The sequence below is a fragment of the Limnohabitans sp. G3-2 genome (assembly GCF_002778275.1).
GTDB lineage: Bacteria > Pseudomonadota > Gammaproteobacteria > Burkholderiales > Burkholderiaceae_C > Limnohabitans_A.
This window is the reverse complement of the sequence record NZ_NESG01000002.1, coordinates 267,733-289,807: the sequence shown is the minus strand read 5'-3', so window position 1 is coordinate 289,807 and position 22,075 is coordinate 267,733. Positions and strand designations below refer to the sequence as shown.

Sequence of the window (22,075 nt, the reverse complement as noted above, 5' to 3'; positions counted from 1 at the left end):
GAAGCTGAGCGCTACCCACCCAGTCACGGCTTGGAAATGGCGGCAATGGTGTTCAACCGCTTCATCGAGGTCAGTTCCCGAACAGTAAAATCTCTCGTTCCATTTGATCGATACTCCTGCCAATGAATTCGAATGGCAACGCCAACGGAGGGGTCGGTCCAAATGGTTTGCTTGGCCCTCAGCCCTGACTGAAAGACCCAAGAAATTTCTATTTTGAAGGTGTCAAATTTGCCGGCAGGCACCTCAATGGATTCGCGGGCAACGATCTTGGCCGAAATCTCGGCCCACTCTTGCTTTTGCTTTGTTGCGCTGATGACTTGGGTTCGCGCATTCCATTTGTAGCCCACTTGAAGCAGACCGGCGGGCATCAGCGTGATCGGGGGGTCGTATTTCCCCGAGCGGTCGCTGTATTGAAGGCCTGCGTGTGAGACCCGCAATTTCCACGCTGGACTGCCAGTCCTGGTGCCTTGTACCTCGGCCCCTTCTTCGTCAACGCTCAACACATTGAAGGTCTGCCGCCAAGTCACCAAACCCGTCAGGCCGTCCTTGCCAACGAACTCAAATGCATCATCTTTCGCATACCGTCTTGGTGCAAATTCTTGGACCCGCCCTTGTTTGTCTGCTTGTGGCTTGATTTGGGCTTTTTCCAAAATTTCAAGCTTCGTCCCTGCTAACTCACTGAGCATGCCACTGGGAAACTTGTTCATGAAAGCATAAATATCTTTGACATTTTTGCTGTCTTTGATTTTGTCCCACTCGGCTTTTTCTTCGGCAAACTGCTGCTCGCGCGCGGCTTCTTGCGAGAGCTTGCTCTTGCGATCCTCTTGCGCAGCCTGCAGCTTGGCTTGCTCAATGTCTTGCAAGCGTTGCACTTCAGCGGCGCGCGCCCGCTCCAGCGCTTGAGCTGCCGCTGCGGATTTGAGACGCTCTTGCTCTGCAGCGATGGCCAACTGCCGTTCTCTTTCTTTGGCCTCGGCTTCGGCTTTTTGCCTTGCCGCGGTCTCTTGAATCTTCTGCGCTTCAGCCAGCCGTTGCTGTTCCATTTTTCGCAGCTCTGCCAATGCTTTTTCGCGCTGAACCGCGGCTTCGGCCTCTTGCTTGAGCTTGGCCTCTTTGTCTTTGGCCCGTTGCGCTTCTTGGATCAGATCATCGGGGTTGAAAGTGAACTTCTTGCCATCGTTGAAAGCGAAGTCATCCTCCAGGCTGCTCGAGTCCCAAGGGATTTGACGGCCTTGGCTTTTCTGTCTGACCTGCAAACGCACCCGCTTAAATACATCTTCGATCTTGGCGGGTCGCTGCAGCTCTTTGAGCAAATACTGGGTGAAAAGTCCATTGCCGTCAGCGGCGTCGCCGTCCTCGGCCACGTTGCCGGGTGATGTGGCAAATGCCAAATAGGTGCCAGGCGGCGCATCCAGTTGTGCCAAACCTTTGCCACTGGCTTTTTCTGCGAAGGGGTTGTCGCGGCAAGCGTCCAGCACGATGATGTTCATCCGGGTGCCAGATTTTTTGAGCACATCCATGACACTCTCAATGTCAATTGTTTGCTTGGGCACGTCGGAGGCTTCTTCGAGCTTGGCGTCAACGGGCACCATGAAGTTGCGCCAGTCCAGCTGAAGGCCGTGGCCTGCGTAATAAAGCATGCCCACAGCTTGACGGCCTTTGAGCTGCAGCTGCAACTGCTCAATGGCTTTGTTCATTTGGTCTTTGCTGCCATCGACCACTTCCACGACGTTGAAGCCCAGTTTGCGCAGCACCGTGGACATCGACTTGGCGTCGTTGGTGGCGTTGACGAGAGCGGGCACGTTTTTGTAGGCAGCGTTACCGATGACCAGGGCCACGCGGATGTCCAGCGGTGCTTCTGCGTTGGTGCTGTAGGAAAAGAACATGCCGCCCAACAACAGCGTTGAGACCGCACGCTTGACTTTGCGCTGAAGTGTTTTGGGCGCTGACATGTGTTTCATGGCAAGTGATGGATTTGATTTTTTAAATTAACCCGCATCATATGGAAAGGCAATGGCGCACACCCACCTGGGCTAGACGCTGTCCAGCCCCGCACGCGTGGCATCGGCTTGGGCCCGTATCTGGGCTTTGCCTTCCTCGTCCATGCGGCCCACATGCTTGACCATGAGGGCGGTGCGCGGGTTGCCAGCAAAGTCTTGTTCGTGGCGGATCAAAAAGTCCCAGTACAGCGTGGTCATGGGGCAGGCGCTGGGGCCTGTGCGGACCTCGGGTTGGTAGCGGCAGCCTTTGCAGTAGTTGCTCATGCGGCTCACATATTGGCCGCTGGCCACATAGGGCTTGCTGGTGAAGCGTCCGCCATTGGCGTGCAGGGCCATCCCCAGCGTGTTGGGCGTTTCCACCCATTCGACCGCGTCCACGTACATGGCGCGGTACCAGGCGCTGACTTGCTGCGGTGACAGCCCGGCCAGCACCGCAAACTGCCCCGTGACCATGAGCCGCTGGATGTGGTGGGCATAGCCGTGTTGCAAGGTTTGGCCGATGGTCGCTTGCATGCAGGCCATGTGGGTGTCGCCTGTCCAGTACCACTTGGGCAGGTCGCGGGTGTGGCCGTAGTGGTTGGCCTCGGCCATGTGCGGCATGTCCAACCAGTACACCCCCCGAATGAACTCGCGCCAGCCCAGCACTTGGCGAATGAAACCCTCTACGCTGGCCAGCGGCAAGCCGCGTGCGTGGTAGGCCTGCTCGGCGGCCACGATCACTTCGCGTGGGTTCAGCAGGTGCAGGTTCAGGCTGCTGCCCACCAGGGCGTGCCAGCCAAAGGGCAGCGTGGTCCACATCGCGTCTTGCCAGGCGCCAAAGTTTTCCAGGCGCTGGTCGATGAAGTGCTGCAACGCCACCAAGGCGTCTTCGCGGGTCACGGGCCAAGAAAACTGTTCCAACGAGCCCGGGTGCTGGGCAAAACGCGTGTTGACCATGTCGATCACGTCTTGCGTGACGCGGTCGGGCGCAAAGCGCGCAGGCGCGGGCACGCTGCCTGGCCCTTTGGCACCAAAGCCTTTGCGGTTGTCGGCATCAAAATTCCATTGCCCGCCGATGGGCTCCTTGCCCGCCATCAGGATGCCGTGGCGCTTGCGCATCTCGCGGTAAAAGAACTCCATGCGGAGCTCTTTTTTGTCGCCCGCCCATTTGGCAAATGCGGCGCGGCTGCACAAACTGTGCGTGTCGGCCACCCAGCGCAGCAGCGTCTGGTGCTGCTCGGCAGCGTCTTCGATCAGCCGCTCCATGCGCCAGGCCCCAGCCTCCATCACCACCAAGGCTTGGGGGGCGTGTGTGTGCAGCGCATGGGCCAAGCGCCCCGCGAAGTCGGAGGGCAGCTCGGGGTCGTCCAGCTTCATGCAAGTGCAGGGCCAGCGGCGGCGGTGGGCCTCGTTGGCAAAGTGGCGCATGCCGGACAAAAACAAGGCGATGCGGGCTTTGTGGTTCCAGACCTCTTGCGCTTCGCTGTCGGCTTCGATCAGCAACAAGCGGTCTTGGCTCGGGTCAAAGTCGGCCAGTGCGGGGTTGTCCCAGCCGAGCTGGTCACCCAGCACCAAGATCAGGTGGCGTGTCATGCGGGCACTTTGTTTTTGGCGGCTCGGCAGCGGTCGCTGCAGTAAAAAACCTGGTCCCAGTTCTTGGCCCAGCTCTTGCGCCAACTCATGGGACGGCCGCAAACCAGACAGGGTTTTTGGGGCAAATCCTGTTTGTTCCCTTTGAAACCTGAGGGTTTGGTCATGGTGCTTTCTTTGAGCGCAAGGGCAAAAGTGACAATCGGAGGAATCGAGTTTAAACTCATCGGTCACAAAATAGGTTTTTAAGTGCAAATGAACAACTTACGAGTCAATCCTTGGGTCAGCCGCTTGGCTTGGGCCATCTTGGTGGCCGTGCTCGGTTTGGTGGTGCAGATGGCCCAAGCCGCCAGCCCAACAGCCTCGTGCCCCGCTTTGTTGAACCACACCTTTGACCGTCTGCAGGACGAAAAGCCGCAGTCTTTGTGTCAATACGCGGGCAAAGTGGTTTTGGTGGTCAACACCGCCAGCTTTTGTGGTTTCACCTCGCAGTACAAGGGTTTGGAAACGCTGAGCAGCCAATACAAAGACAAAGGCTTGGTGGTTTTGGGCTTTCCCTCGAATGACTTTGCCCAAGAAAAAGGCAGCAACAAAGAGATTGCTGACTTTTGCGAAAGTACGTTTGGCGTGAAATTCCCCATGTTCACCAAAACCCAGGTCACGGGCGATGGCGCAGCGCCGCTGTTCAAACAGCTCACCGCACAAAGCGGCCAAAAGCCGCGCTGGAACTTTCACAAATACCTGATCGGGCGTGACGGCAAGGTCATTGACCAGTACAGCAGCATGACCGGGCCGGAAAGCAAAACGCTGTTGTCGGCCATCGACAAAGCCTTGAAAGCCCAGCCATGAGCGCGACCACAGCGCCGCGCATGAAACTGGCCATCGTGGGCTCGGGCATATCCGGCTTGGCCGTGGCCCACACCCTGAAAGACCATGCCGACATCACCGTGTTCGAGGCCGGCGACTACTTTGGCGGTCATACCCACACGGTCGACATCACGCTGCCCACGCCGCAAGGCATGCTCACGCACGGCGTGGACACGGGCTTTTTGGTGTTCAATGAACGCACCTACCCCAACCTGATCCAGCTGTTTGCCGAATTGAATGTCGAGACCGCACCGTCCGACATGTCGTTTTCGGTGAAAGTCCCGGGGGCATTGAACGGCAAAACGTTGGAGTGGAGCGGCACCGACTTGAACAGCGTGTTCGCGCAGCGCAGCAATTTGGTCAACCCACGCTTTTGGCGCATGTTGGCCGATGTGATGCGCTTCAACGCCCTGTGCACCCGCATCGCCAAAGAGCAGCGTGAAACCGAGCTGCAGCAGCCCCTGTCCGAATTTTTGCGCACGCACCGTTTCAGCGAGCCTTTCCGTGACTGGTATTTCTTGCCCATGCTGGGCTGCATCTGGAGTTGCCCCACCGACCAGATGCTGCAGTTCCCCGTGGTGACCATGATCCGCTTTTGTCACAACCACGGCCTCATCCAGGTGACGAACCGCCCCCAGTGGTTCAGTGTGGTGGGCGGCGCGCGCAACTATGTCGAGAAGATTCTGGCGGGTGTGCACGACAAGCGCCTGAACACCCCGGTGCGCTTGATCGAGCGCGACGCACAAGGCGTGCGCATCGTCACCGATGGGCATGCCGAGCGTTTTGACCAAGTGGTCATTGCCACCCACACCGACCAGGCACTCGGCATGCTCCGTGAGGCCAGCACCTACGAGCGCAGTTTGCTGGGGGCCATCCGCTACCAGGACAACCGCGCTGTGCTGCACACCGATGCCAGCGTGCTGCCGGCCAACCCCAAGACCTGGGCGGCCTGGAACTACGAACGCGCCGCCAGCGGTGAGCGGGAGTCTTCCCGGGTGTGCCTGCATTATTTGCTCAACCGCTTGCAACGCATCCCGTTTGCGCAGCCTGTGGTGGTCTCGCTCAATCCGCTGCACGACATCGATCCGGCCACCATCGTGGGTGAATACGACTACGCCCACCCGGTGTTTGACCTGGCCGCCATCGAGGCACAAAAGCGCTTGCCGCTGCTGCAAGGCCAGCAGCACACTTGGTACGCCGGGGCTTGGACGGGTTACGGCTTTCACGAAGACGGCCTCAAGTCGGGCCTGCAAGTGGGCCGGTCTTTGCTTCAGCGCATCGCCGATCAACGCGGCCCCTTGCAAGACAAGTGGGCGGCATGAAGCCTGCCACTGCGCTCATCGGTTGGGGCCAGGTGCGGCACACGCGCCACCGCCCGGCGCACCACGCTTTTGCATACCCGAGCGCGTTTTTGATGCTGCCCATGCGCAGCATTCAAGAGGGCCGCTGCACCACGGCCCTGGCCATCAACCGCCGCGCTTGGTTTGCCTTCCACGATGCCGATCACGGCGATGGCCGCCCCATCGAGACCGGCGGTGCACTGGCCTGGCTCGATGAGTTGCTGCAGCGCGAAGGCATTGAAGACGCCACCGGCGAAGTTTGGCTGCAGGCCTTTCCGCGTGTGCTGGGCCACGCCTTCAAACCCGTGAGTTTTTGGTACGTGCACCGAGCCGATGGCCGCCTGGCCGCCATCGTGGCGGAGGTGAACAACACCTTTGGCGAACGCCATTGCTACCTGCTGCCCGAGCCCCAATATGGTCAAACCATGCTGGCCCACAAGGTTTTCCACGTCTCGCCTTTTTGTGATGTGCAGGGCGAGTACCGCTTTCGCTTCATGCGCGTGATGCACGGCGGGCAAGACCGCATCGTCGCGCGTGTGGACCATGGCGATGACGACGGCCCCTTGATCGACACCAGTTGGAGCGGTGTGCTCGAGCCCGCCACCGCTTCGGCCTTGCGCCGCGTGGTGTGGCGGTTTCCGCTGCTCACCTTGGGTGTGGTGGCCCGCATCCATTGGCACGCCTTGCTGCTGTGGCTGAAAAAAGTACCGTTTTGGCACAAGCCCGAACCGCCCCGCGATTTTGTGACCCGATGAACACAGGACCCCACCGGATGCCACCCACCATGAAGACCGCCGACGCTGCCCATGCCTTGGGCGCACGCGCCACCACCATTTCGCACGCCAGCCTGCCCAAAGCCGCCGCGCGTTTGCTCAGCCTCTTGACCCGTCTGAAAATCGGCACGCTCACGGTGCACGCGCCCGATGGCAACCACCAGGTTTTTGGCACCCACGAAGCGCCGTTTGCGGCCCTGCACATCCACCGCTGGGACATGTGTGCCGAGGTGCTCAAATCGGGTGACATTGGTTTTGCCGAAGGCTACATGGCGGGCGACTGGACCACCCCCGATTTGGCGGCCTTGCTGCGCTTGACGATTGCCAACCGCGACCACATCGAGAGCGCGATATATGGCCATTGGTTGGGGCGTTTGTTCTACCGCATCAAGCACCTGCTCAACCGCAACAACCGCAGCAACAGCCGCAAAAACATCCACGCCCATTACGACTTGGGCAATGCTTTCTACGAGCTGTGGCTTGACGGCACCATGAACTACTCGTCGGCCTGGTTCGAAGGCGACCACGGCAAAGACATGGCCGAGGCCCAAAAAGCCAAGGTGCGCCGCGCCCTGCGCATGGTCAACGCGAAGCCGGGTGACCGCGTGCTGGAGATCGGCTGCGGCTGGGGCGCTTTGGCCGAAGCGGCCACCACCGAGTTTGGGGCGAACATCACGGGTGTGACCTTGTCGACCGAGCAGCTGGCGTTTGCCAACGCCCGCATGCAATCGCTGGGCGTGCCACAACGCGCCGATTTGCGTTTGCAAGACTACCGTGACATCGACGATGGGCCCTATGACGCGGTCTGCTCCATCGAGATGATCGAGGCGGTGGGCCAGGCATATTGGCCAACGTACTTTCAAACCATCAGCCGCATGCTCAAGCCCGGCGGCCGCGCGTGCGTGCAGAGCATCACGATTGACGACCGCTTTTTTGAGCGCTATGTGCAATCGACCGATTTCATCCAACAGTACATTTTTCCGGGCGGCTGTTTGCCCAGCCCCAGTGAGTTTCGCAAGCAGGCACAAGCGGCGGGCTTGCAGGTGGTTGATGAATTGAACTTCGGCCCCGACTACGCCGAGACCCTGCGCCGCTGGCGCGAAAGTTTCATGTCCCAACTCGACACCGTGCGCACCCTGAAATTTGACGACCGCTTCATCCGTTTGTGGTCCTTTTATCTGGCCTATTGCGAAGCCGCGTTCGATGAGGCCAACATCGACGTGGTGCAGTTCACTTTGGCCAAACCCGGTTGAACAGAACATGCCCAAGCCTCTGAAAACGATGCAAGCCATGCGCAGCCGGCCGTTTGCGCACCCAGCCTCTTGTGTGGCGCTCATCGTCAGTGCTTGGCTGGTGCTCGCTCTTTTCAGCCCTGCACAAGCGCAGACGCAGACGCAGACGCAGACCCAGGCTGGGGGTCACCCTCTTACCGCGCAGTTCAGTCGACCCGAAGTGGCGGCGCTCAAGGGCGTCGTGCCCACCCCGCCCGTGCGCTTGCGGGTCTGGGGTTTTGAGGTGTATGACGCCCGACTCTGGACGCCGGTTGGCTTTCGCTACGGGCAAGCGGTTCAGTTCCCCTTCGCGCTGGAGTTGCAGTACCTGCGCAAGCTCGAAGGCGCTGCGATTGCCAGCCGCTCGATCGACGAAATGCGGCGTGTGGGCAGCCTCAGCGAGGCGCAAGTGCAAAACTGGCAATCAGCCATGCGAGACCTGTTCCCCAATGTGTCTGCAGGCGAGCGCATCACCGGCGTGAACCTGCCAGGCATAGGTGCCGAGTTTTGGGTCAACGGCCAGCGCGCAGGGGCCATCCAGGATGTGGCCTTTGCGCGCTTGTTTTTTGGCATCTGGCTGGACGAGCGCACCTCCGAGCCGCAAATGCGCGCCCAGCTCTTGCAAGGCTTGCAGCCATGAGCGCTGTGACCCCAGACGTCGGCAGCACCACCGCACCCAGCCCTGCCTTCGCGTCGTATGGCTTGCTGGGTTTGCCGCTGGCCTTTGTGGCGCTGCCTGTCTATGTGCATTTGCCCAATGTGTATGCCCAGCAGTACGGTGTGCCCTTGGCCGCACTGGGGGGGGTGTTGCTGATCAGCCGAACCGTCGACGCGGTGGTGGATCCGTGGCTGGGGCGTTGGGGCGACCGCCTCTACCGTCACTCCTGGCAGGCTGTGTGGCTGGCGGCGGTGTTGTTGGCGCTGGCCGTGGCGCTGGGTTTTGCGGCCTTGTTTTTTCCGCCGGCCACAGCCTTGTCCGCTGCGGGCTTGTGGGTGTGGGTGGGCGCCGCGCTCACACTCAGCCACTTGGCCTACAGCGGCTTGGGCATCTTGCACCAGGCCTGGGCGGCGCGGCAGGGCGGTGGCGCCCTGGTGCAAAGTCGCTGGGTCGCTTGGCGTGAGGGCTTTGCGCTGGTGGGCGTGTTGTTGGCATCGGCTTTGCCTGCGCTGTGGGGTTGGCCACTGACCACGGGGCTGCTGGTGGCGATGCTGGCGCTGGGCCTGTTCACTTGGCAGCGCCTTGCACGCCGCGCCTTGACATCTGCTGTGACGGTGCCGCAAAGCCATGCCCAAGATGGCAGCCTTTGGCAGCCTTGGCAGCACGCTGGTTTTCGCCGCCTTCTGATGGTGTTCATGCTCAACGGCCTGGCCAGCGCCGTGCCCGCCACCTTGGTGCTGTTTTTTGTGCAAGACCTTTTGCAAGCGCCCAAGGCCATGGAGCCCTTGTTTTTGGGTTTGTACTTTGCCGCCGGGGCCCTGTCGTTTCCACTGTGGTTGAAGGTGATTGACCGCATGGGTCTGCTGCGCACTTGGGCCACAGGCATGGCTTTGTCGGTGCTGGCCTTTGTGAGCGTGGTCACACTGGGCGCGGGCGACACCACAGGATTTTTGTGGGTGTGCGCCTTGTCGGGCATGGCGCTGGGCGCGGATTTGACCGTGCCCAGCGCCCTGCTCAACCAATTGATTGACCGCTGTGGTGAGCGTGGCCGCACAGACGGCGCTTTCATGGGCTGGTGGAATCTGGCGACCAAGCTCAATCTGGCCTTGGCGGCCGGACTGTCCCTGCCCTTGCTGGGACTGTGGGGCTACGCACCGGGTCAGCAGGGCGCCGATGCCGTGCTGGCTTTGAGTCTGGCTTATGGCTTGCTGCCCTGCGTGCTCAAGCTTCTGGCCGGATGGGCTTTGTACGCCGGCCTGATGCGCCGCCCCGATTTGATGGCGGGCCCCGCCACGGCCCACCCCTCAGCTTGAAGCCGTTTTGAACCCCCACAAGGAAAGCCCCACCATGCGCCAGCCAACCCGCCTCATCCACCGCCGCACCGCTTTGACCCGATTGGCCGTGTTGCCCGTGGCAGCGGCCACACCTTTTCTGGCCAGTTGCGCGGGGCCCCAGGTGCAAAGCTACGCACAAGAAAAACCGCTCTTGGATTTGCGCACCTACTTCAACGGCACCCTCGATGCTTGGGGTGTTTTCACGGACCGCAGCGGCCAAGTGGTCAAACGCTTCACCGTGGTGATGGATTGCAGCTGGAATGGCGATGCAGGCGTGCTGGACGAAGCCTTTGTGTACTCGGACGGTACGAAGCAGCGCCGCATCTGGAAACTCCAGGCCGGAGCGAACGGCAGCTACACGGGCCGCGCCGACGACGTGGTGGGCGAGGCCAGGGGCCAAGTCAGCGGCAACGCATTCCGCTGGGGCTACACAATGGCCTTGCCGGTGGATGGCCGGGTTTGGCACGTTGACTTTGACGACTGGATGTACCTGATGGACGAGCGCGTCATGCTCAACAAGGCCACCATGAGCAAATGGGGCGTGAAGTTGGGCGAGGTCACCTTGTCCTTCACACGCCGCACGCCTTTGACGGCCAAGCCAGGTTGAGCCGCATGAGCTTGAACCCGCAGATCTCCGATTGGCATGGCCGCCGCGTTTGGCTGGTGGGCGCATCGACCGGCATTGGCCTGGCCTGTGCGCAGGCACTGCGTGCGGCAGGCGCCCAGGTGGTGGTCTCGGCCCGCAACCCGCAAGGCGTGCTCGACTGGGCCGCGCAAGATGCTGGCGTGCAGTGGCGCGTGCTCGATGTGTGCGACGCCCCCCAAGTGCAGGCCACGGCCCGGGCCCTGCTGGCCGAAGGCCCGCTCGACATGGTGGTCTATGCCGCAGGTTATTACCAAGCCCAACGCGCCCACGCGATGGATCTGGCGCAGATGCTGCAGCACGACAAAGTCAACTATCAAGGCGCGCTGCAGGTCATCGATGCGGTGCTGCCCGACATGCTCGCGCGAGGTCGCGGCCACATCACGTTGGTCAGCAGTGTGGCGGGCTGGCGCGGTTTGCCCAATGGCCTGGCCTATGGCCCGACCAAGGCCGCGCTCACCCACTTGGCCGAAACGCTTTATGTGGACTTGCAGGACCGGGGCATCGGCGTGAGCGTGGTCAACCCTGGCTTTGTGGCCACGCCGCTGACCGCACAAAACCAGTTCACCATGCCCGCCCTGATCAGCCCCGAAGAGGCCGCGCGCGAAATGCTCAAGGGCTGGGCCCAGGGCCAGTTTGACATCCATTTCCCCAAGCGCTTCACGCTTTGGCTCAAGCTGTTGCGCGTGCTGCCGTACCGCATCTACTTCCCCTTGGTGCGCTGGTTCACAGGCTTGTAAGCCTGCAATGAAAGCCGATCATGGACACACGACAAGCCACACAAAATCTGGCCACGTTTTTTGAGACCCTGTCGCCGCAAAGCGTGGCGCAGTTGCGCACGGTCTATGACGCGCAAGCCACGTTCAAGGACCCGTTCAACGAAGTGCAGGGCCTGCCTGAGATCGAACGCATTTTTCGGCACATGTACGTGGCGCTGGAGCAACCGCACTTTGTCGTGACCGCGCAGGTGGTGGACGGCGCCCAAGCCTTCTTGACTTGGGAGTTCCGCTTTCGCTTCAAGCGTTTTGACACCACCACCCTGCAAGCGGTGCGCGGCGCCAGCCATGTGGTGTTCAACGCACAGGGCTTGGTGACGATGCACCGTGACTATTGGGATGCGGCGGAAGAGCTCTACGAGAAACTGCCGGTGTTGGGTGGCGTGATGCGTTGGCTGAAAAAACGCGCCAACACCTGATTGCGCGCAAGCGCTGCCCAATGTCAGCTGGGCAAGCTGTCCACGAAGCTTGGGCGCTGCGCCAATTTGTCGTACAGCTTGTGCAGATTCGGATGCGGCGTGCGCCAGTCGATGTGCGGGAAGCGGAAGTCCAGGTAACCCACAGCGCAGCCCACCGCGATGTCCGACAGCGTCAGGTGGATGCCCGAGCAAAAGGGTTTTTCCCCCAGGCCGTGGCTCATGGCACGCAGGGCGTGTTGGATTTTGTCCAGCTGACGGTCGATCCAGGCTTGGCTGCGCTGGCTGTCTTGGCGCTCGGTCCAGACCGCCTCCATGCGGGCCAACAAAGCCGCATCCAGCAGGCCGTCTGCCAAGGCTTCCCAGGTTTTGACTTCGGCGCGTTCACGGCCAGCGGTAGGAATCAGTTTGCCCACGGGTGACAAGGTGTCCAGGTACTCCACGATCACGCGCGAATCGAACACCGCTTCACCCCCCTCCATGACCAAGCAAGGCACCTTGCCCAAGGGGTTGGTGGCGTGAATGCTGGTCTGTGCGGACCACACATCTTCGGTGACAAACTGGTAGTCCAGTTTTTTCTCGGCCATGACGATGCGCACCTTGCGAACATAGGGACTGGTGACGGAGCCGATGAGTTTCATAGAGGGTGCGGGTAATGCCGTTGAACGATGGCCGATTCTAGGTGAAACACCGTGCCAATTTCTGGTCCTATCGCCATTTGACGGGGCGCCGAACGCGAAGGTGGTGGGAATTACAATCAAAGCATGAATTTCACCCCCATTGCCGCTCTGTCCCCGCTGGATGGCCGTTACGCCAGCAAACTCAATGCCTTGCGCCCGCTCATGAGCGAGCAAGGTTATATGCACCGCCGTGTGCAGGTGGAAATCGCTTGGTTCATCGCTTTGTCCGATGCGGGTTTTGACGAGTTCAAGCCACTGACGCCTGGCGCACGCAGTTACTTGACCGGTTTGGTGAAGCACTTTTCGGAAGCGGATGCCTTGGCCATCAAAGAGTTCGAGAAAACCACCAACCACGACGTCAAGGCGGTGGAGTACTGGATCAAATCCAAATTCAAGGACCGGCCAGAGCTCGAAAAAGCCGCGGAGTTTGTCCACTTTGCATGCACCAGTGAAGACATCAACAACACCAGCCACGCCTTGCAACTCAAGGGGGCCCGAGCGCAGGTGATCTTGCCGGGGCTCGACGGCCTGATCGGCAAATTGCGCGAGATGGCGCACCAATTCGCCGAGGTGCCCATGCTCAGCCGCACACACGGGCAGACGGCCAGCCCCACCACCGTCGGCAAGGAGATGGCCAATGTGGTGATGCGCCTGAACAGCTGCCGCAGCAAAATTGCGGCGGTGCAGCTGATGGGCAAGATGAACGGCGCTGTGGGCAATTACAACGCCCACTTTTCGGCCTGGCCAGACTTTGACTGGGAAGCCTTCGCTCGCCAAGTGGTCGAGACGCCTGAGATCAGCGACACGCAGTCCACCCACTGGGGCTTGGGCCTCACGTTCCAGCCTTACAGCATCCAGATCGAGCCGCACGACTACATGGCCGAGTTGTTTGACGCGGTGGCGCGCACCAACACCATCTTGATTGATTTGTCGCGCGACATTTGGGGCTATGTGAGCTTGGGCTATTTCAAGCAGCGCTTGAAGGCCGGCGAGATCGGTTCGTCCACCATGCCGCACAAGGTCAACCCGATCGACTTTGAAAACGCCGAAGGCAACTTGGGCCTGGCCAATGCCGTGCTCAAACACCTGAGTGAAAAGCTGCCCATCAGCCGTTGGCAGCGGGACCTGACCGACTCCACCGTGCTGCGCAACATGGGCGTGGGCCTGGGCTATACCGCGCTGGCCTATGCCTCGCTCATGACCGGTTTGAACAAACTGGAGCTGAACGAAGAAGCACTGGCGCAGGACCTGGATGCCGCTTGGGAAGTACTGGCCGAGCCGATCCAGACCGTCATGCGCCGCTATGGCGTGCAAGGCGCATACGAAAAGCTCAAAGAAGTGACCCGCGGCAAGAGCGTCACGGCGGCGGATCTGCATGGCCTGATTCAGGCCTTGGAGATCCCACAAGCCGACAAAGACCGCCTGCTGGCCATGACGCCGGGCAGCTACATCGGCAAAGCCGCCGAGTTGGCCCGTCGCGTCTGACGCATCTCTTGTTGGAGGCCGCCCCTGCGGCCGAATTTGCCAGACGCATTCGCGCGCAGGGGCGCGCTCCCACAAAGAAACCATGGCCCTCAAATCCACCATCTACAAAGCCAACCTGTCGATCGCTGACATCGATCACAGCTATTACGAAGACCACCAGCTCACGCTCGCGCGCCACCCCAGCGAGACCGACGAGCGCATGATGATCCGCCTGCTGGCGCTGGCCATCAATGCCTACAAGTTGCAGGCCGTGTGCAACGGGGACGGCAAACTCGCTTTTGGGGCCGGTTTGTCAGACCCGGATGACCCGGATTGCAGCCTGCGCGATTTCACGGGCCAAACGCGGATGTGGATCGAAGTCGGCCAGCCCGAAGACAAGCCCATCATGAAAGCCTGTCAAAAAGCCGATGAAGTCTTGCTGTACTGCTTCAACCATGCGGCCGAAGTGTGGTGGAAGGGCATCGAGACCAAACTCACGCGTTTGGACAAGCTGCAGGTCTGGCGTGTCCCGACCGAAGGCTCACAAGAGCTGGCCCAACTGGCCGAACGCAGCATGCAACTGCAAGCCACCGTTCAAGAAGGCAGCGTGACCTTCAGCAGCGACAAGGGCAGCGTGCACATCGAGCTGATTCGCTGGAAGTGACTTTTTAATCGGCGGGTTTGAGGTCGAGCGCGGTTTGCGCCTCGGCCGCCGCGCGCGCCCAGTGGCGATCTTCGGCGGCGCGTTCCGCGTATTTGTTGAAGCGCCACGACGTGCCGTCGGCAGTGATGCGTTGCCAGATGCCACGCTTCTCGCCGGGCGTCATTTCGATCCACAACTGCACCTCTTCAAAGCTGCGCCCGCAGCCCTTGCACACCTCATCGCCTTGGCTGGTGGAGCAAATGGCGATGCAAGGCGTATCGGGCGTGCTGGCGTACCAGTCCTGCCAAGCTTCGGCCGCCGCCAAGGGCAAGGTGAACTCGTCCGCCAAGTCCTGTTTGTGATAAACCATCAAGGCATACACCTCGGCCAGTGCCCGCAACTCGCGCGGCAGTGTCACCCCATCGGGCGAGGGGTTCTTGGTGCGCCAATGGTTGATGGCGGCTTCGATGTCGGTGATGTGGATGCCGGCCATGTTCTGTCTCCAATCGGAGCGCGATCATAGCGCCATCCCGCATGCAAATTCAACGCTCAGTTTGGATCGCCCTGATTTGGGCTTGAGCCTGTCGCAAGCGCGTATCCACAATCGATGCCTCGATGTGGTCACCTGCTTGAAGTCGGTTGTTCCGTGCCCAATCTTGCGCCGCACGAAATCGGTCCACCGCACCTGGCCAGTCCATGCGGGCCATTTGGGCTTCGCCTTCGGCGCGCAGCGATGACAGTGCTTGGCCCTGCAAGTTCAGCATGCTGGCCAATGTGTTCCAAGCTTGTGCATCGTTCGGCGCTTGGGTGACCCATTCGCGCAGTTGAAGCGTGATGGCGGCCCGCTCAGGGCGCGGTGGCAATCGCAGCAAGGCCTGTGCCGCGATCATCAACTCAGGTCGCTTGAAAGGTTTGCTGCTGGCCGCATCCAAGGTTTGAAGGGCGGATGCAAAGCGTTCTTGCCGGATGGCCAGTTCTGCTTGCAGCAAGGTGACCAAGCGATGGGCTTGCGGGTTTGCGGCCGCCAAGGGCACCAGACTTTGCAAAGCGCTTTCGGCAGCGCGCCCCTCTCTGAGCTGCAAATGCGCCAATGTGGCGGCATAAAGTGCGCCCGCTTTTTGGGCGGGTGTGGCTTGTGCTGATGCGGCTTTGCTGTCTTGAGTCCAAGCTTTCAAAGCTTCCACGTCATTTTGTGACATCACCTTGGCCCGGGCGCTCAGCATCGCTTGCACCATGTCGCTGGGGGGGCTCTTGACCGGCCCGGTCAGCTGCAAACGCGCCTGCATGTCGGCGATGCGCTCGGTGGTCAAAGGGTGGCTGCGAAGGTAGGGGTACGCGCCGTTGTCATTCACGCCAGCCGACTGCTGCAGTTTGTTGAACATGCCGACAAAGCCTTGCGGGTCATAGCCGGCCTCGCTCAGCACGCCAAAACCCACCCGGTCGGCTTCACGCTCCATGTCGCGCGAGTAGCTGAGCTGAGACTGAATCGCCGCTGCTTGGCCCCCCACGATCAGGCCTTGAGCGGCTTGAGGATTTTTGCTCACCGCAATCGCCCCCAAAATCATCGAGCCGATCACCCAAGGCGTCATTTTGGACTGCTCATCCATGGAGCGGGCGATGTGGCGTTGCGTGACGTGGCTCAATTCGTGCGCCAAGACCGAAGCCAGTTCGGCGTCCGAGCTGACCACGGCGATCAGCCCCAAATGCACGCCCAGATAGCCGCCAGGCAAAGCAAACGCGTTCACCGACCGGTCGCGCCCGAGCAAGATGCGCCAAGCAAAACGCTCTTGCAATTCGGGCGACAACTCACCCCGTGCAGCAGCGGCTTTGACCAAGGGCGTCCACAGGCGCTGGATGTACTCGTCCAAAACAGGGTCTTCCAGATAGTCCGGATCGCGGTAAAGTTCGCGGGCAATCCGGTCGCCCAATTGGCGCTCGGCCCCCAGCGAAATCCCCTCGCCATTGCCCAAAGAGGGCAAGTTGTTGTTTTGCGCCCAGGCCGGCGGCATGGCCAAAGCGCCGACCAGCAAGGCCGAGAGCCAACGGGAAGAACGAAAGAAAGGTTTCAAGGTCTTGGTGGTCATGAATCAAGAGAGAGCAGGCGCCGTCATTTCCCCGGGTGTTCCCCGTATGATGCGCCATTCTGATCCACCCTTTGTAACTGGTTTTTACCCACTCAGCCATGACCCAGTCGACCGATGCCTTGACCCACTTTGACGCCCAAGGCCAAGCCCACATGGTGGATGTAGGCAGCAAGTCCAGCACCCGCCGCATCGCGGTCGCCACGGGGCGCATCGAGATGCTGCCCGCCACGCTGGCGCTGGTCACTTCAGGCACCGCCAAAAAAGGCGATGTGCTGGCCATTGCCCGCATCGCCGGCATCATGGGCGCCAAGAAAACCAGCGAGCTGATCCCCTTGTGCCACCCGATTGGCCTGACCCGTGTGGCGGTCGAGTTTGAAGTGCTGCCCGCGGACAACGCGATCGTCTGCACCGCCACCGCCGAAACCATCGGCCAGACGGGCGTCGAGATGGAAGCCCTGACCGCGGTGAATGTCGCCTTGCTCACCATTTACGACATGTGCAAAGCCGTGGACCGCGGCATGACCATGAACGGCGTGACCTTGCTGGAAAAGCATGGGGGCAAGTCGGGGAGTTTTGTGGCGGGGAAGTAAACGCTAACAAATCAATGATGGTGCCTCTCTCAGATTGAGGTTTTGTCCCATTTCTGTCCCACGCATGGGCAGGCATGGCGTCTGAGACAGCATGGATCTGCTTGGCCGTCACGGGTCGGGCGAAAAGGCCAAGTGCCCAGGGAATGCCCGCTTTGTCTGGGAGAAAAGCGGTCGATGTTCCCCGTCATCTCAGCGGGCGGCTTGCTAACCGGTTGAGAAAGCATTGATTCCCAAAACGTTCTTGTTGGTCAAACAGGCTCTTTTATTGACCCGATGTAAGTATTTATATTTATAAATGTGCAATACAATGTGCTCCTTTTTCATTTTTTAAAGGAGCTTTGTATGAAAAAGTTTGCAATCACCGCAGCCATTGCTTTGGCCTCTGTTGCTGCGCAAGCACAGATTTACGGCGAAGTGGGCTACACCACCACAAGGGCCAAAATTACCGGCGACGGTGAAGTCGGCAAGGCCTCACCTTCGGCATTGCGCGGCTTCCTTGGCTATGAACTCAACCCCAATTTGGCAGTGGAGGGCATGGCTGCTTTTGGAATGAGCGACGCGACGGTCAAAGTTGATGGGGTCGCAACGGAAGCAAAACTCGAAATTGACAATGCTGTGGGCCTGTACCTGAAGCCCAAGGTGAAGCTCAATGACGATGTTGAGATGTTTGGTCGTGTTGGTTTTGCGCGTGTCAAAGGAACCCTCTCTGTTCCTGGCCTAGGGTCTGAGACTTACAGAGACAGCGGTTTTTCTTATGGTGCAGGCTTGAGTTATGCGATCAACCCAAGCACCTCATTGAATGCCGACTACATGCATTATTTCAGCAAGGACGGTATCAAGGTGAACGGCTTCACAGTCGGCGTTGGGTTCAAGTTCTAAGCACCGCGTCTTTCACCATAAAAAACCACCTGCGTGAACTGCACCCCAAAAGTTGGACACCAATCCAACCTTTGGGGTGTTTTTCATGGCCCGCTGGAGTCCAACACCCATGCTGCCCGCTCAGAGACATCAACCGGCTCTGCTTGGGTGCGGTGAATCTTTGGTTGGATGCTGGTGCTGGTGGCGCACGGTGACGCACCCACCTCAGAGCTTGTGACCGGGCAGTGGCTCTGAAGGAAAAGCCGCTTGCCACCGGGCGGCATGCAAGTCCACCAAATCTTGCCGGCCCAGCCTGTGGGCACTCAAAATCAGCTGGCGCACCACTTTGGCCTCGGGCGAGTAGTGCAGCATCTCCTGGCTGGTGGCCAGCACCCATGCGGCATTTTCTGGTGTGATGGGGGTGGTGGTCAGTTCGGCAAAGGTGCCCGCACGCTTGAAAAACCAACTGCTGCGGGACACCGCCCATGGATCGTCACGCCACACCGCCCAGCGTTGCGTGGCGGGCATGTAAATTTGGCGTGCACGGGCGTAATCTGCCGCCACCATGCAAGCGATCAGCAACACCAGACCACCCAACAGTTGAAGACCCCGTGAGGCTTCAGCCCCGATGCCTTTGTCTGGCCGCAGCAGCAGCCAGCCGCACAGAAAAACGGCCATCTGGAACGGCCCATACCAAAGCGGAAACTCCAGCAGGCTGTGCAAACCGATCACGGCCAGTACCGCCCATGCCAATTGCTGGGTGGGCTTGGTGCAGGCCCACGGTTTGGACTTGGCGACTGCGGCCAGCAAAACCCAAGCCAAAAGGACCGTGAACGGGACGCCCAGCGTGACCGCCAGGTGCAAGGGCAAGTTGTGGGCGTTGCCCAAAATGTCACAGAACCTGTTCTCGGGACTGCCGTCATAGGCGGTGATGTAGTGCGCGTATTTGAGTTCACCCCAGCCCCAACCCGCCCAGGGTTTTTGGGCGATCAGCTCCAGCACGTTGGCCCAGAGCACGCGCCGGCTGCCGCAGCCTTCGTTGTGGCCCATCCGCGTCACCGCGTCGACGACAGCCTGCCCAGACACCCAACTCAGGCACCAAGGCAGTAGCCAGTTGGCCAGCAAATAGATCGCCAAGGCCCCCAAGCCCAAACGGGCCGACAGCCTGTGGGTTGGAAGCCGAGCGCGGAATGACCAAAACACGACCAAACCACAAACCAGCAGCATGTGCAGCAATCCGGTGCGCGAGGACGTGGCGGCATTGCCCACAGCCAAAAGGGCCAACATCCACAGCGCGTGCCTGGTTCTGAGCCCATGCGCTTGCCACCACAGCACCGCCAAGATGCCGATGGCCAGCAAGGTGGCCAGCTGGTTGCGCTGGCGCAAGTTGGCGTTCGCCTCACCCAGAGCCGCGACATGCAACCAGGGGCTAAAACCCTCGGCCGCCCCAAAGTATTGGACGAGCCCCATGGCGCTGCTCACCAAGGCCGCGATGGCCCAGGCCCGGGCGATGTCGATGGTTTGCAGGCTTTGCCCAAGGACCCACAGCAATCCAATGCAAGCCCAGCTGACGAGCAGGGGCACCGTATTGGCTTGCGGCCCGGGCGACCACGGCGCCACCCATGGCAGCACCAGCAGCAGCCCCCACAGCAGGCTTTGCAGCAGCGAGGGCTTTTGGCGTGCGGTGCGCTGTGCGGGGCGACTCAGCATGCGGGCATCACCATGAAAAACGCCCTGGTTTGAGCAGGGCGTTGGACAGGCGGAACAAGATCAGGACGCTTTGCACGAAGCGGGCAGGTACTTCACGGGCAAACCATTGCTGCTGGCTGGCCCGCAGCGCCAGCCCGAAATGGTTTTGCCGCCATCGGTGCTGCCGTTGACGGGGGTGTCACCCGTTTGCAGCGGGGTCAGCGCAATGGCGTTGGCCGAAGCACTGGTGCTGCCACGCAGTGCACTGTGCTGGCCCACCACCGTGATCACACCGTTGCCGTTGACCGCCACACTGGCCACGTACTTGCTGGCCTGGCTGTCGCAGACGGTGGGCAAAGCGGCAGACACATTGGCATCGGCCGACGAGCTGATGGCCTCGTTGACGGCTGTTTTGCAACCATTGGCGGCCAAAAGCATTTCAGACACTTTGGCCCGGATGGCGTAATCCTGGTAAGCGGGCAAAGCCAATGCACCCAGGATGCCGATGACCGCGATCACGATCATCAGCTCGATCAGTGTCAAACCTTGTTGATTTTTTGTCATGGATTGGTTTCCTTTCGCAGGGCATTCGATGGTAAATCATTCACCCACCAAATGCCTACTTTAGGATCAAACGGCGGCGTCTTCGGCGTTGGACGTGCGGCGGGCCATGATCACTTTACCCAGGGCCAGCACCAGCAACGCACCCGCAATGCCCAAGCCGTAGCCCCAAGCTTTGTCTTGTGGCAGGTAAGCCACCAGACCCGGGTCGGTCTGGATCATGGTGCCGGCAATCCAGCCCAGCAGCATGCCGCCGGCGGTGATGATGATCGGGAAACGGTCCATGAGTTTGAGCACCAGCTGGCTGCCCCAGACGATGATCGGGATGCTGACCAGAAGGCCGAAGATGACCAAAGGCATTTGGTGGTCGGCGTTGCCCGAGGTCTGAGCGGCACCGGCGATGGCGATCACGTTGTCCACACTCATCACCAAGTCGGCAATGATCACGGTTTTGACCGCGCCCCAGAGTTTGTCGCTGCCCTGGATGTTGCTGTGGTCGTCGTCTTCATCGGGGGTGAGCAGTTTCACACCAATCCAGATGAGCAACAACGCCCCGACAAACTTGAGGAAGGGAATCGCCAACAGGGTGAGCGCGAAAAAGATCAGGATGACGCGCAAGACGATGGCGCCGGCGGTGCCCCACATGATGCCTTTGGTGCGTTGGTGGTCAGGCAACTGGCGGCAAGCCAGCGCGATCACCACAGCGTTGTCGCCACCCAGCAGGATGTCGATCATGATGATCTGCCCGACGGCAAACCAAAAAGTAGGGGTCAGAAATTCTTCCACAGTGTTCCTTAGTCGCCGACGCGGGTTCGGCGAAACATGAGTTCAAAAAACGAAAAGCCGGATTGTCCTGTAGGACATCCGGCTTGGCTATTGTGGCAAACCACAGCCTTGTTCAGGGGACGGGCTTTATGCCCGAGGGTTAACCCTGATTATTTCAGCTGGGCCTTGAGCAATTTGCCCAACTCAGAGGGGTTGCGTGTGACGATGAAGCCGCACTCTTCCATGATGGCCAGTTTGGCATCGGCCGTATCGGCGCCGCCAGAGATCAAGGCACCGGCATGACCCATGCGCTTGCCGGGAGGGGCAGTCACACCGGCGATGAAGCCCACAATCGGCTTCTTCATGTTGGCCTTGCACCATTGCGCCGCTTCGGCTTCGTCTGGACCCCCGATTTCACCGATCATGATCACGGCGTCGGTGTCTGGATCGTCGTTGAAAGCCTTCATCACGTCGATGTGCTTCAAACCGTTGATCGGGTCGCCACCGATACCGACGGCGCTGGACTGGCCCAAACCGACTTCGGTCAACATCGCCACGGCTTCATAGGTCAAAGTGCCCGAACGGGACACCACGCCGATGCGGCCTTTGCGGTGGATGTGACCGGGCATGATGCCGATCTTGATTTCGTCAGGGGTGATCAGGCCGGGGCAGTTGGGGCCCAGCAGCAAAGTGCGCTTGCCGCCAGCCGCTTCTTTGGCCTTCATTTTGTTGCGCACTTCGAGCATGTCGCGCACTGGAATGCCTTCGGTGATGCAAATGGCCAGGTCCAGGTCGGCTTCCACCGCTTCCCAGATCGCCGCCGCAGCACCTGCGGGTGGCACGTAAATCACAGACACGGTGGCGCCCGTTTGGGTGGCGGCTTCCTTGACGGTGGAATAAATCGGGATGTTGAAGATGGACTCGCCCGCCTTCTTGGGGTTCACACCCGCGACGAAGCAGTTTTTGCCGTTCGCGTATTCCTGGCACTTCTCAGTGTGGAATTGACCGGTTTTGCCGGTGATGCCTTGCGTGATGACTTTGGTGTCTTTGTTGATGTAGATGGACATGTTTGTTCCTAATCAGTTGCTGACGGC

At 60.2% G+C, this 22,075-nt stretch carries 23 protein-coding genes; 13 read left to right on the top strand and 10 right to left on the bottom strand.

Annotated features, from left to right (window positions below; genetic code table 11):
- Positions 1-23: 23 nt before the first annotated feature.
- From B9Z31_RS03515 to B9Z31_RS03505, 3 genes are all read right to left on the bottom strand, one after another.
- Positions 24-1,961 carry a caspase domain-containing protein gene (locus B9Z31_RS03515; protein ID WP_100118171.1) on the bottom strand — a complete coding sequence of 646 codons (1,938 nt, stop codon included), beginning with the start codon at positions 1,959-1,961 and terminating at the stop codon, positions 24-26.
- 72 nt (positions 1,962-2,033) lie between these two features.
- Positions 2,034-3,572 (bottom strand): cryptochrome/photolyase family protein, encoded by a 1,539-nt coding sequence (locus B9Z31_RS03510; RefSeq protein WP_100118170.1) that lies wholly within the window; start codon positions 3,570-3,572, stop codon positions 2,034-2,036.
- Positions 3,569-3,736, bottom strand: a complete 168-nt coding sequence (locus tag B9Z31_RS03505) for a DUF2256 domain-containing protein (RefSeq protein WP_100118347.1) — start codon at positions 3,734-3,736, stop codon at positions 3,569-3,571. Before B9Z31_RS03505 ends, B9Z31_RS03510 begins: the two co-directional genes overlap by 4 nt.
- Before the next feature lie 88 nt (positions 3,737-3,824).
- Between B9Z31_RS03505 and B9Z31_RS03500 the strand changes: the two genes are divergently transcribed.
- Genes B9Z31_RS03500 through B9Z31_RS03460 form a run of 9 tightly spaced genes read left to right on the top strand, consistent with a single transcriptional unit; the run spans position 3,825 to position 11,650 of the window.
- Positions 3,825-4,418, top strand: coding sequence for a glutathione peroxidase (locus B9Z31_RS03500; protein WP_100118169.1), 594 nt, complete (start codon positions 3,825-3,827; stop codon positions 4,416-4,418).
- 20 nt (positions 4,419-4,438) lie between these two features.
- On the top strand, positions 4,439-5,758 hold the full coding sequence (locus tag B9Z31_RS03495; RefSeq protein ID WP_100118346.1) for an NAD(P)/FAD-dependent oxidoreductase: 1,320 nt from the start codon (positions 4,439-4,441) through the stop codon (positions 5,756-5,758).
- A complete protein-coding gene (locus B9Z31_RS03490) occupies positions 5,755-6,531 on the top strand; it encodes a DUF1365 domain-containing protein (protein WP_100118168.1) in 777 nt (258 codons plus the stop codon). The genes B9Z31_RS03495 and B9Z31_RS03490 overlap by 4 nt, the downstream gene beginning before the upstream one ends.
- Positions 6,532-6,560: 29 nt before the next feature.
- Entirely contained in the window at positions 6,561-7,802 is a 1,242-nt protein-coding gene (locus tag B9Z31_RS03485; protein ID WP_369804630.1) for a class I SAM-dependent methyltransferase, read from the top strand.
- A 7-nt stretch (positions 7,803-7,809) separates the two neighbouring features.
- Positions 7,810-8,460 carry a chalcone isomerase family protein gene (locus B9Z31_RS03480; RefSeq protein WP_233200687.1) on the top strand — a complete coding sequence of 217 codons (651 nt, stop codon included), beginning with the start codon at positions 7,810-7,812 and terminating at the stop codon, positions 8,458-8,460.
- The gene (locus B9Z31_RS03475; protein WP_100118166.1) at positions 8,457-9,791 is read left to right on the top strand and encodes an MFS transporter; all 1,335 of its coding nucleotides are present in this window, start codon (positions 8,457-8,459) and stop codon (positions 9,789-9,791) included. The genes B9Z31_RS03480 and B9Z31_RS03475 overlap by 4 nt, the downstream gene beginning before the upstream one ends.
- Positions 9,792-9,825: 34 nt before the next feature.
- Positions 9,826-10,419: a DUF3833 domain-containing protein gene (locus tag B9Z31_RS03470; RefSeq protein ID WP_100118165.1), complete on the top strand. Its 594-nt coding sequence runs from the start codon at positions 9,826-9,828 to the stop codon at positions 10,417-10,419.
- Between the two features lie 5 nt (positions 10,420-10,424).
- Positions 10,425-11,195, top strand: coding sequence for an SDR family oxidoreductase (locus B9Z31_RS03465; RefSeq protein WP_100118164.1), 771 nt, complete (start codon positions 10,425-10,427; stop codon positions 11,193-11,195).
- Positions 11,196-11,215: 20 nt separating this feature from the next.
- Positions 11,216-11,650 carry a nuclear transport factor 2 family protein gene (locus B9Z31_RS03460; protein WP_100118163.1) on the top strand — a complete coding sequence of 145 codons (435 nt, stop codon included), beginning with the start codon at positions 11,216-11,218 and terminating at the stop codon, positions 11,648-11,650.
- 23 nt (positions 11,651-11,673) lie between these two features.
- On the opposite strand, the gene B9Z31_RS03455 is transcribed toward B9Z31_RS03460, so the two are convergent.
- Complete coding sequence (locus tag B9Z31_RS03455) at positions 11,674-12,288, bottom strand: glutathione S-transferase N-terminal domain-containing protein (protein WP_100118162.1); 615 nt, start codon at positions 12,286-12,288, stop codon at positions 11,674-11,676.
- A 123-nt stretch (positions 12,289-12,411) separates the two neighbouring features.
- On the opposite strand from B9Z31_RS03455, the gene purB reads away from it, so the two are divergent.
- Positions 12,412-13,812: an adenylosuccinate lyase gene (purB, locus tag B9Z31_RS03450; RefSeq protein WP_100118161.1), complete on the top strand. Its 1,401-nt coding sequence runs from the start codon at positions 12,412-12,414 to the stop codon at positions 13,810-13,812.
- Positions 13,813-13,894: 82 nt separating this feature from the next.
- Positions 13,895-14,455 carry a YaeQ family protein gene (locus B9Z31_RS03445; RefSeq protein WP_100118160.1) on the top strand — a complete coding sequence of 187 codons (561 nt, stop codon included), beginning with the start codon at positions 13,895-13,897 and terminating at the stop codon, positions 14,453-14,455.
- Between the two features lie 4 nt (positions 14,456-14,459).
- Here B9Z31_RS03445 and B9Z31_RS03440 read toward each other — a convergent pair whose 3' ends face one another.
- Together B9Z31_RS03440 and B9Z31_RS03435 are read right to left on the bottom strand one after the other, a co-directional pair.
- Positions 14,460-14,927: a DUF3717 domain-containing protein gene (locus B9Z31_RS03440; RefSeq protein WP_100118159.1), complete on the bottom strand. Its 468-nt coding sequence runs from the start codon at positions 14,925-14,927 to the stop codon at positions 14,460-14,462.
- Positions 14,928-14,976: 49 nt separating this feature from the next.
- Positions 14,977-16,518 carry a M48 family metalloprotease gene (locus tag B9Z31_RS03435; protein ID WP_100118158.1) on the bottom strand — a complete coding sequence of 514 codons (1,542 nt, stop codon included), beginning with the start codon at positions 16,516-16,518 and terminating at the stop codon, positions 14,977-14,979.
- 98 nt (positions 16,519-16,616) lie between these two features.
- On the opposite strand from B9Z31_RS03435, the gene moaC reads away from it, so the two are divergent.
- Together moaC and B9Z31_RS03425 are read left to right on the top strand one after the other, a co-directional pair.
- Positions 16,617-17,108, top strand: a complete 492-nt coding sequence (moaC, locus tag B9Z31_RS03430; RefSeq protein WP_100118157.1) for a cyclic pyranopterin monophosphate synthase MoaC — start codon at positions 16,617-16,619, stop codon at positions 17,106-17,108.
- A 342-nt stretch (positions 17,109-17,450) separates the two neighbouring features.
- Entirely contained in the window at positions 17,451-17,987 is a 537-nt protein-coding gene (locus tag B9Z31_RS03425) for a porin family protein (protein WP_100118156.1), read from the top strand.
- A 204-nt stretch (positions 17,988-18,191) separates the two neighbouring features.
- Here the strand turns inward: B9Z31_RS03425 and B9Z31_RS03420 are convergent, their stop codons facing one another.
- The 4 genes from B9Z31_RS03420 to sucD all read right to left on the bottom strand — a co-directional run bounded on the left by B9Z31_RS03420 (position 18,192) and on the right by sucD (position 22,048).
- On the bottom strand, positions 18,192-19,676 hold the full coding sequence (locus B9Z31_RS03420; RefSeq protein WP_100118155.1) for a PglL family O-oligosaccharyltransferase: 1,485 nt from the start codon (positions 19,674-19,676) through the stop codon (positions 18,192-18,194).
- A 60-nt stretch (positions 19,677-19,736) separates the two neighbouring features.
- Positions 19,737-20,219, bottom strand: a complete 483-nt coding sequence (locus tag B9Z31_RS03415; protein ID WP_100118154.1) for a pilin — start codon at positions 20,217-20,219, stop codon at positions 19,737-19,739.
- A gap of 66 nt (positions 20,220-20,285) precedes the next feature.
- A complete protein-coding gene (locus B9Z31_RS03410; RefSeq protein WP_100118153.1) occupies positions 20,286-21,002 on the bottom strand; it encodes a TerC family protein in 717 nt (238 codons plus the stop codon).
- A gap of 149 nt (positions 21,003-21,151) precedes the next feature.
- The gene (sucD, locus tag B9Z31_RS03405; protein WP_100118152.1) at positions 21,152-22,048 is read right to left on the bottom strand and encodes a succinate--CoA ligase subunit alpha; all 897 of its coding nucleotides are present in this window, start codon (positions 22,046-22,048) and stop codon (positions 21,152-21,154) included.
- Positions 22,049-22,075 lie beyond the last annotated feature (27 nt).

Coding starts and splice junctions, on each gene's coding strand:
- B9Z31_RS03505 (WP_100118347.1), bottom strand. CDS start 3,736: ATGACCAAACCCTCAGGTTTCAAAGGGAACAAACAGGATTTGCCCCAA.
- B9Z31_RS03420 (WP_100118155.1), bottom strand. CDS start 19,676: ATGCTGAGTCGCCCCGCACAGCGCACCGCACGCCAAAAGCCCTCGCTG.
- B9Z31_RS03475 (WP_100118166.1), top strand. CDS start 8,457: ATGAGCGCTGTGACCCCAGACGTCGGCAGCACCACCGCACCCAGCCCT.
- B9Z31_RS03480 (WP_233200687.1), top strand. CDS start 7,810: ATGCCCAAGCCTCTGAAAACGATGCAAGCCATGCGCAGCCGGCCGTTT.
- purB (WP_100118161.1), top strand. CDS start 12,412: ATGAATTTCACCCCCATTGCCGCTCTGTCCCCGCTGGATGGCCGTTAC.
- B9Z31_RS03510 (WP_100118170.1), bottom strand. CDS start 3,572: ATGACACGCCACCTGATCTTGGTGCTGGGTGACCAGCTCGGCTGGGAC.
- B9Z31_RS03455 (WP_100118162.1), bottom strand. CDS start 12,288: ATGAAACTCATCGGCTCCGTCACCAGTCCCTATGTTCGCAAGGTGCGC.
- B9Z31_RS03445 (WP_100118160.1), top strand. CDS start 13,895: ATGGCCCTCAAATCCACCATCTACAAAGCCAACCTGTCGATCGCTGAC.
- moaC (WP_100118157.1), top strand. CDS start 16,617: ATGACCCAGTCGACCGATGCCTTGACCCACTTTGACGCCCAAGGCCAA.
- B9Z31_RS03435 (WP_100118158.1), bottom strand. CDS start 16,518: ATGACCACCAAGACCTTGAAACCTTTCTTTCGTTCTTCCCGTTGGCTC.
- B9Z31_RS03500 (WP_100118169.1), top strand. CDS start 3,825: ATGAACAACTTACGAGTCAATCCTTGGGTCAGCCGCTTGGCTTGGGCC.
- B9Z31_RS03465 (WP_100118164.1), top strand. CDS start 10,425: ATGAGCTTGAACCCGCAGATCTCCGATTGGCATGGCCGCCGCGTTTGG.
- B9Z31_RS03515 (WP_100118171.1), bottom strand. CDS start 1,961: ATGAAACACATGTCAGCGCCCAAAACACTTCAGCGCAAAGTCAAGCGT.
- B9Z31_RS03415 (WP_100118154.1), bottom strand. CDS start 20,219: ATGACAAAAAATCAACAAGGTTTGACACTGATCGAGCTGATGATCGTG.
- B9Z31_RS03485 (WP_369804630.1), top strand. CDS start 6,561: ATGAAGACCGCCGACGCTGCCCATGCCTTGGGCGCACGCGCCACCACC.
- B9Z31_RS03460 (WP_100118163.1), top strand. CDS start 11,216: ATGGACACACGACAAGCCACACAAAATCTGGCCACGTTTTTTGAGACC.
- sucD (WP_100118152.1), bottom strand. CDS start 22,048: ATGTCCATCTACATCAACAAAGACACCAAAGTCATCACGCAAGGCATC.
- B9Z31_RS03495 (WP_100118346.1), top strand. CDS start 4,439: ATGAAACTGGCCATCGTGGGCTCGGGCATATCCGGCTTGGCCGTGGCC.
- B9Z31_RS03440 (WP_100118159.1), bottom strand. CDS start 14,927: ATGGCCGGCATCCACATCACCGACATCGAAGCCGCCATCAACCATTGG.
- B9Z31_RS03490 (WP_100118168.1), top strand. CDS start 5,755: ATGAAGCCTGCCACTGCGCTCATCGGTTGGGGCCAGGTGCGGCACACG.
- B9Z31_RS03425 (WP_100118156.1), top strand. CDS start 17,451: ATGAAAAAGTTTGCAATCACCGCAGCCATTGCTTTGGCCTCTGTTGCT.
- B9Z31_RS03470 (WP_100118165.1), top strand. CDS start 9,826: ATGCGCCAGCCAACCCGCCTCATCCACCGCCGCACCGCTTTGACCCGA.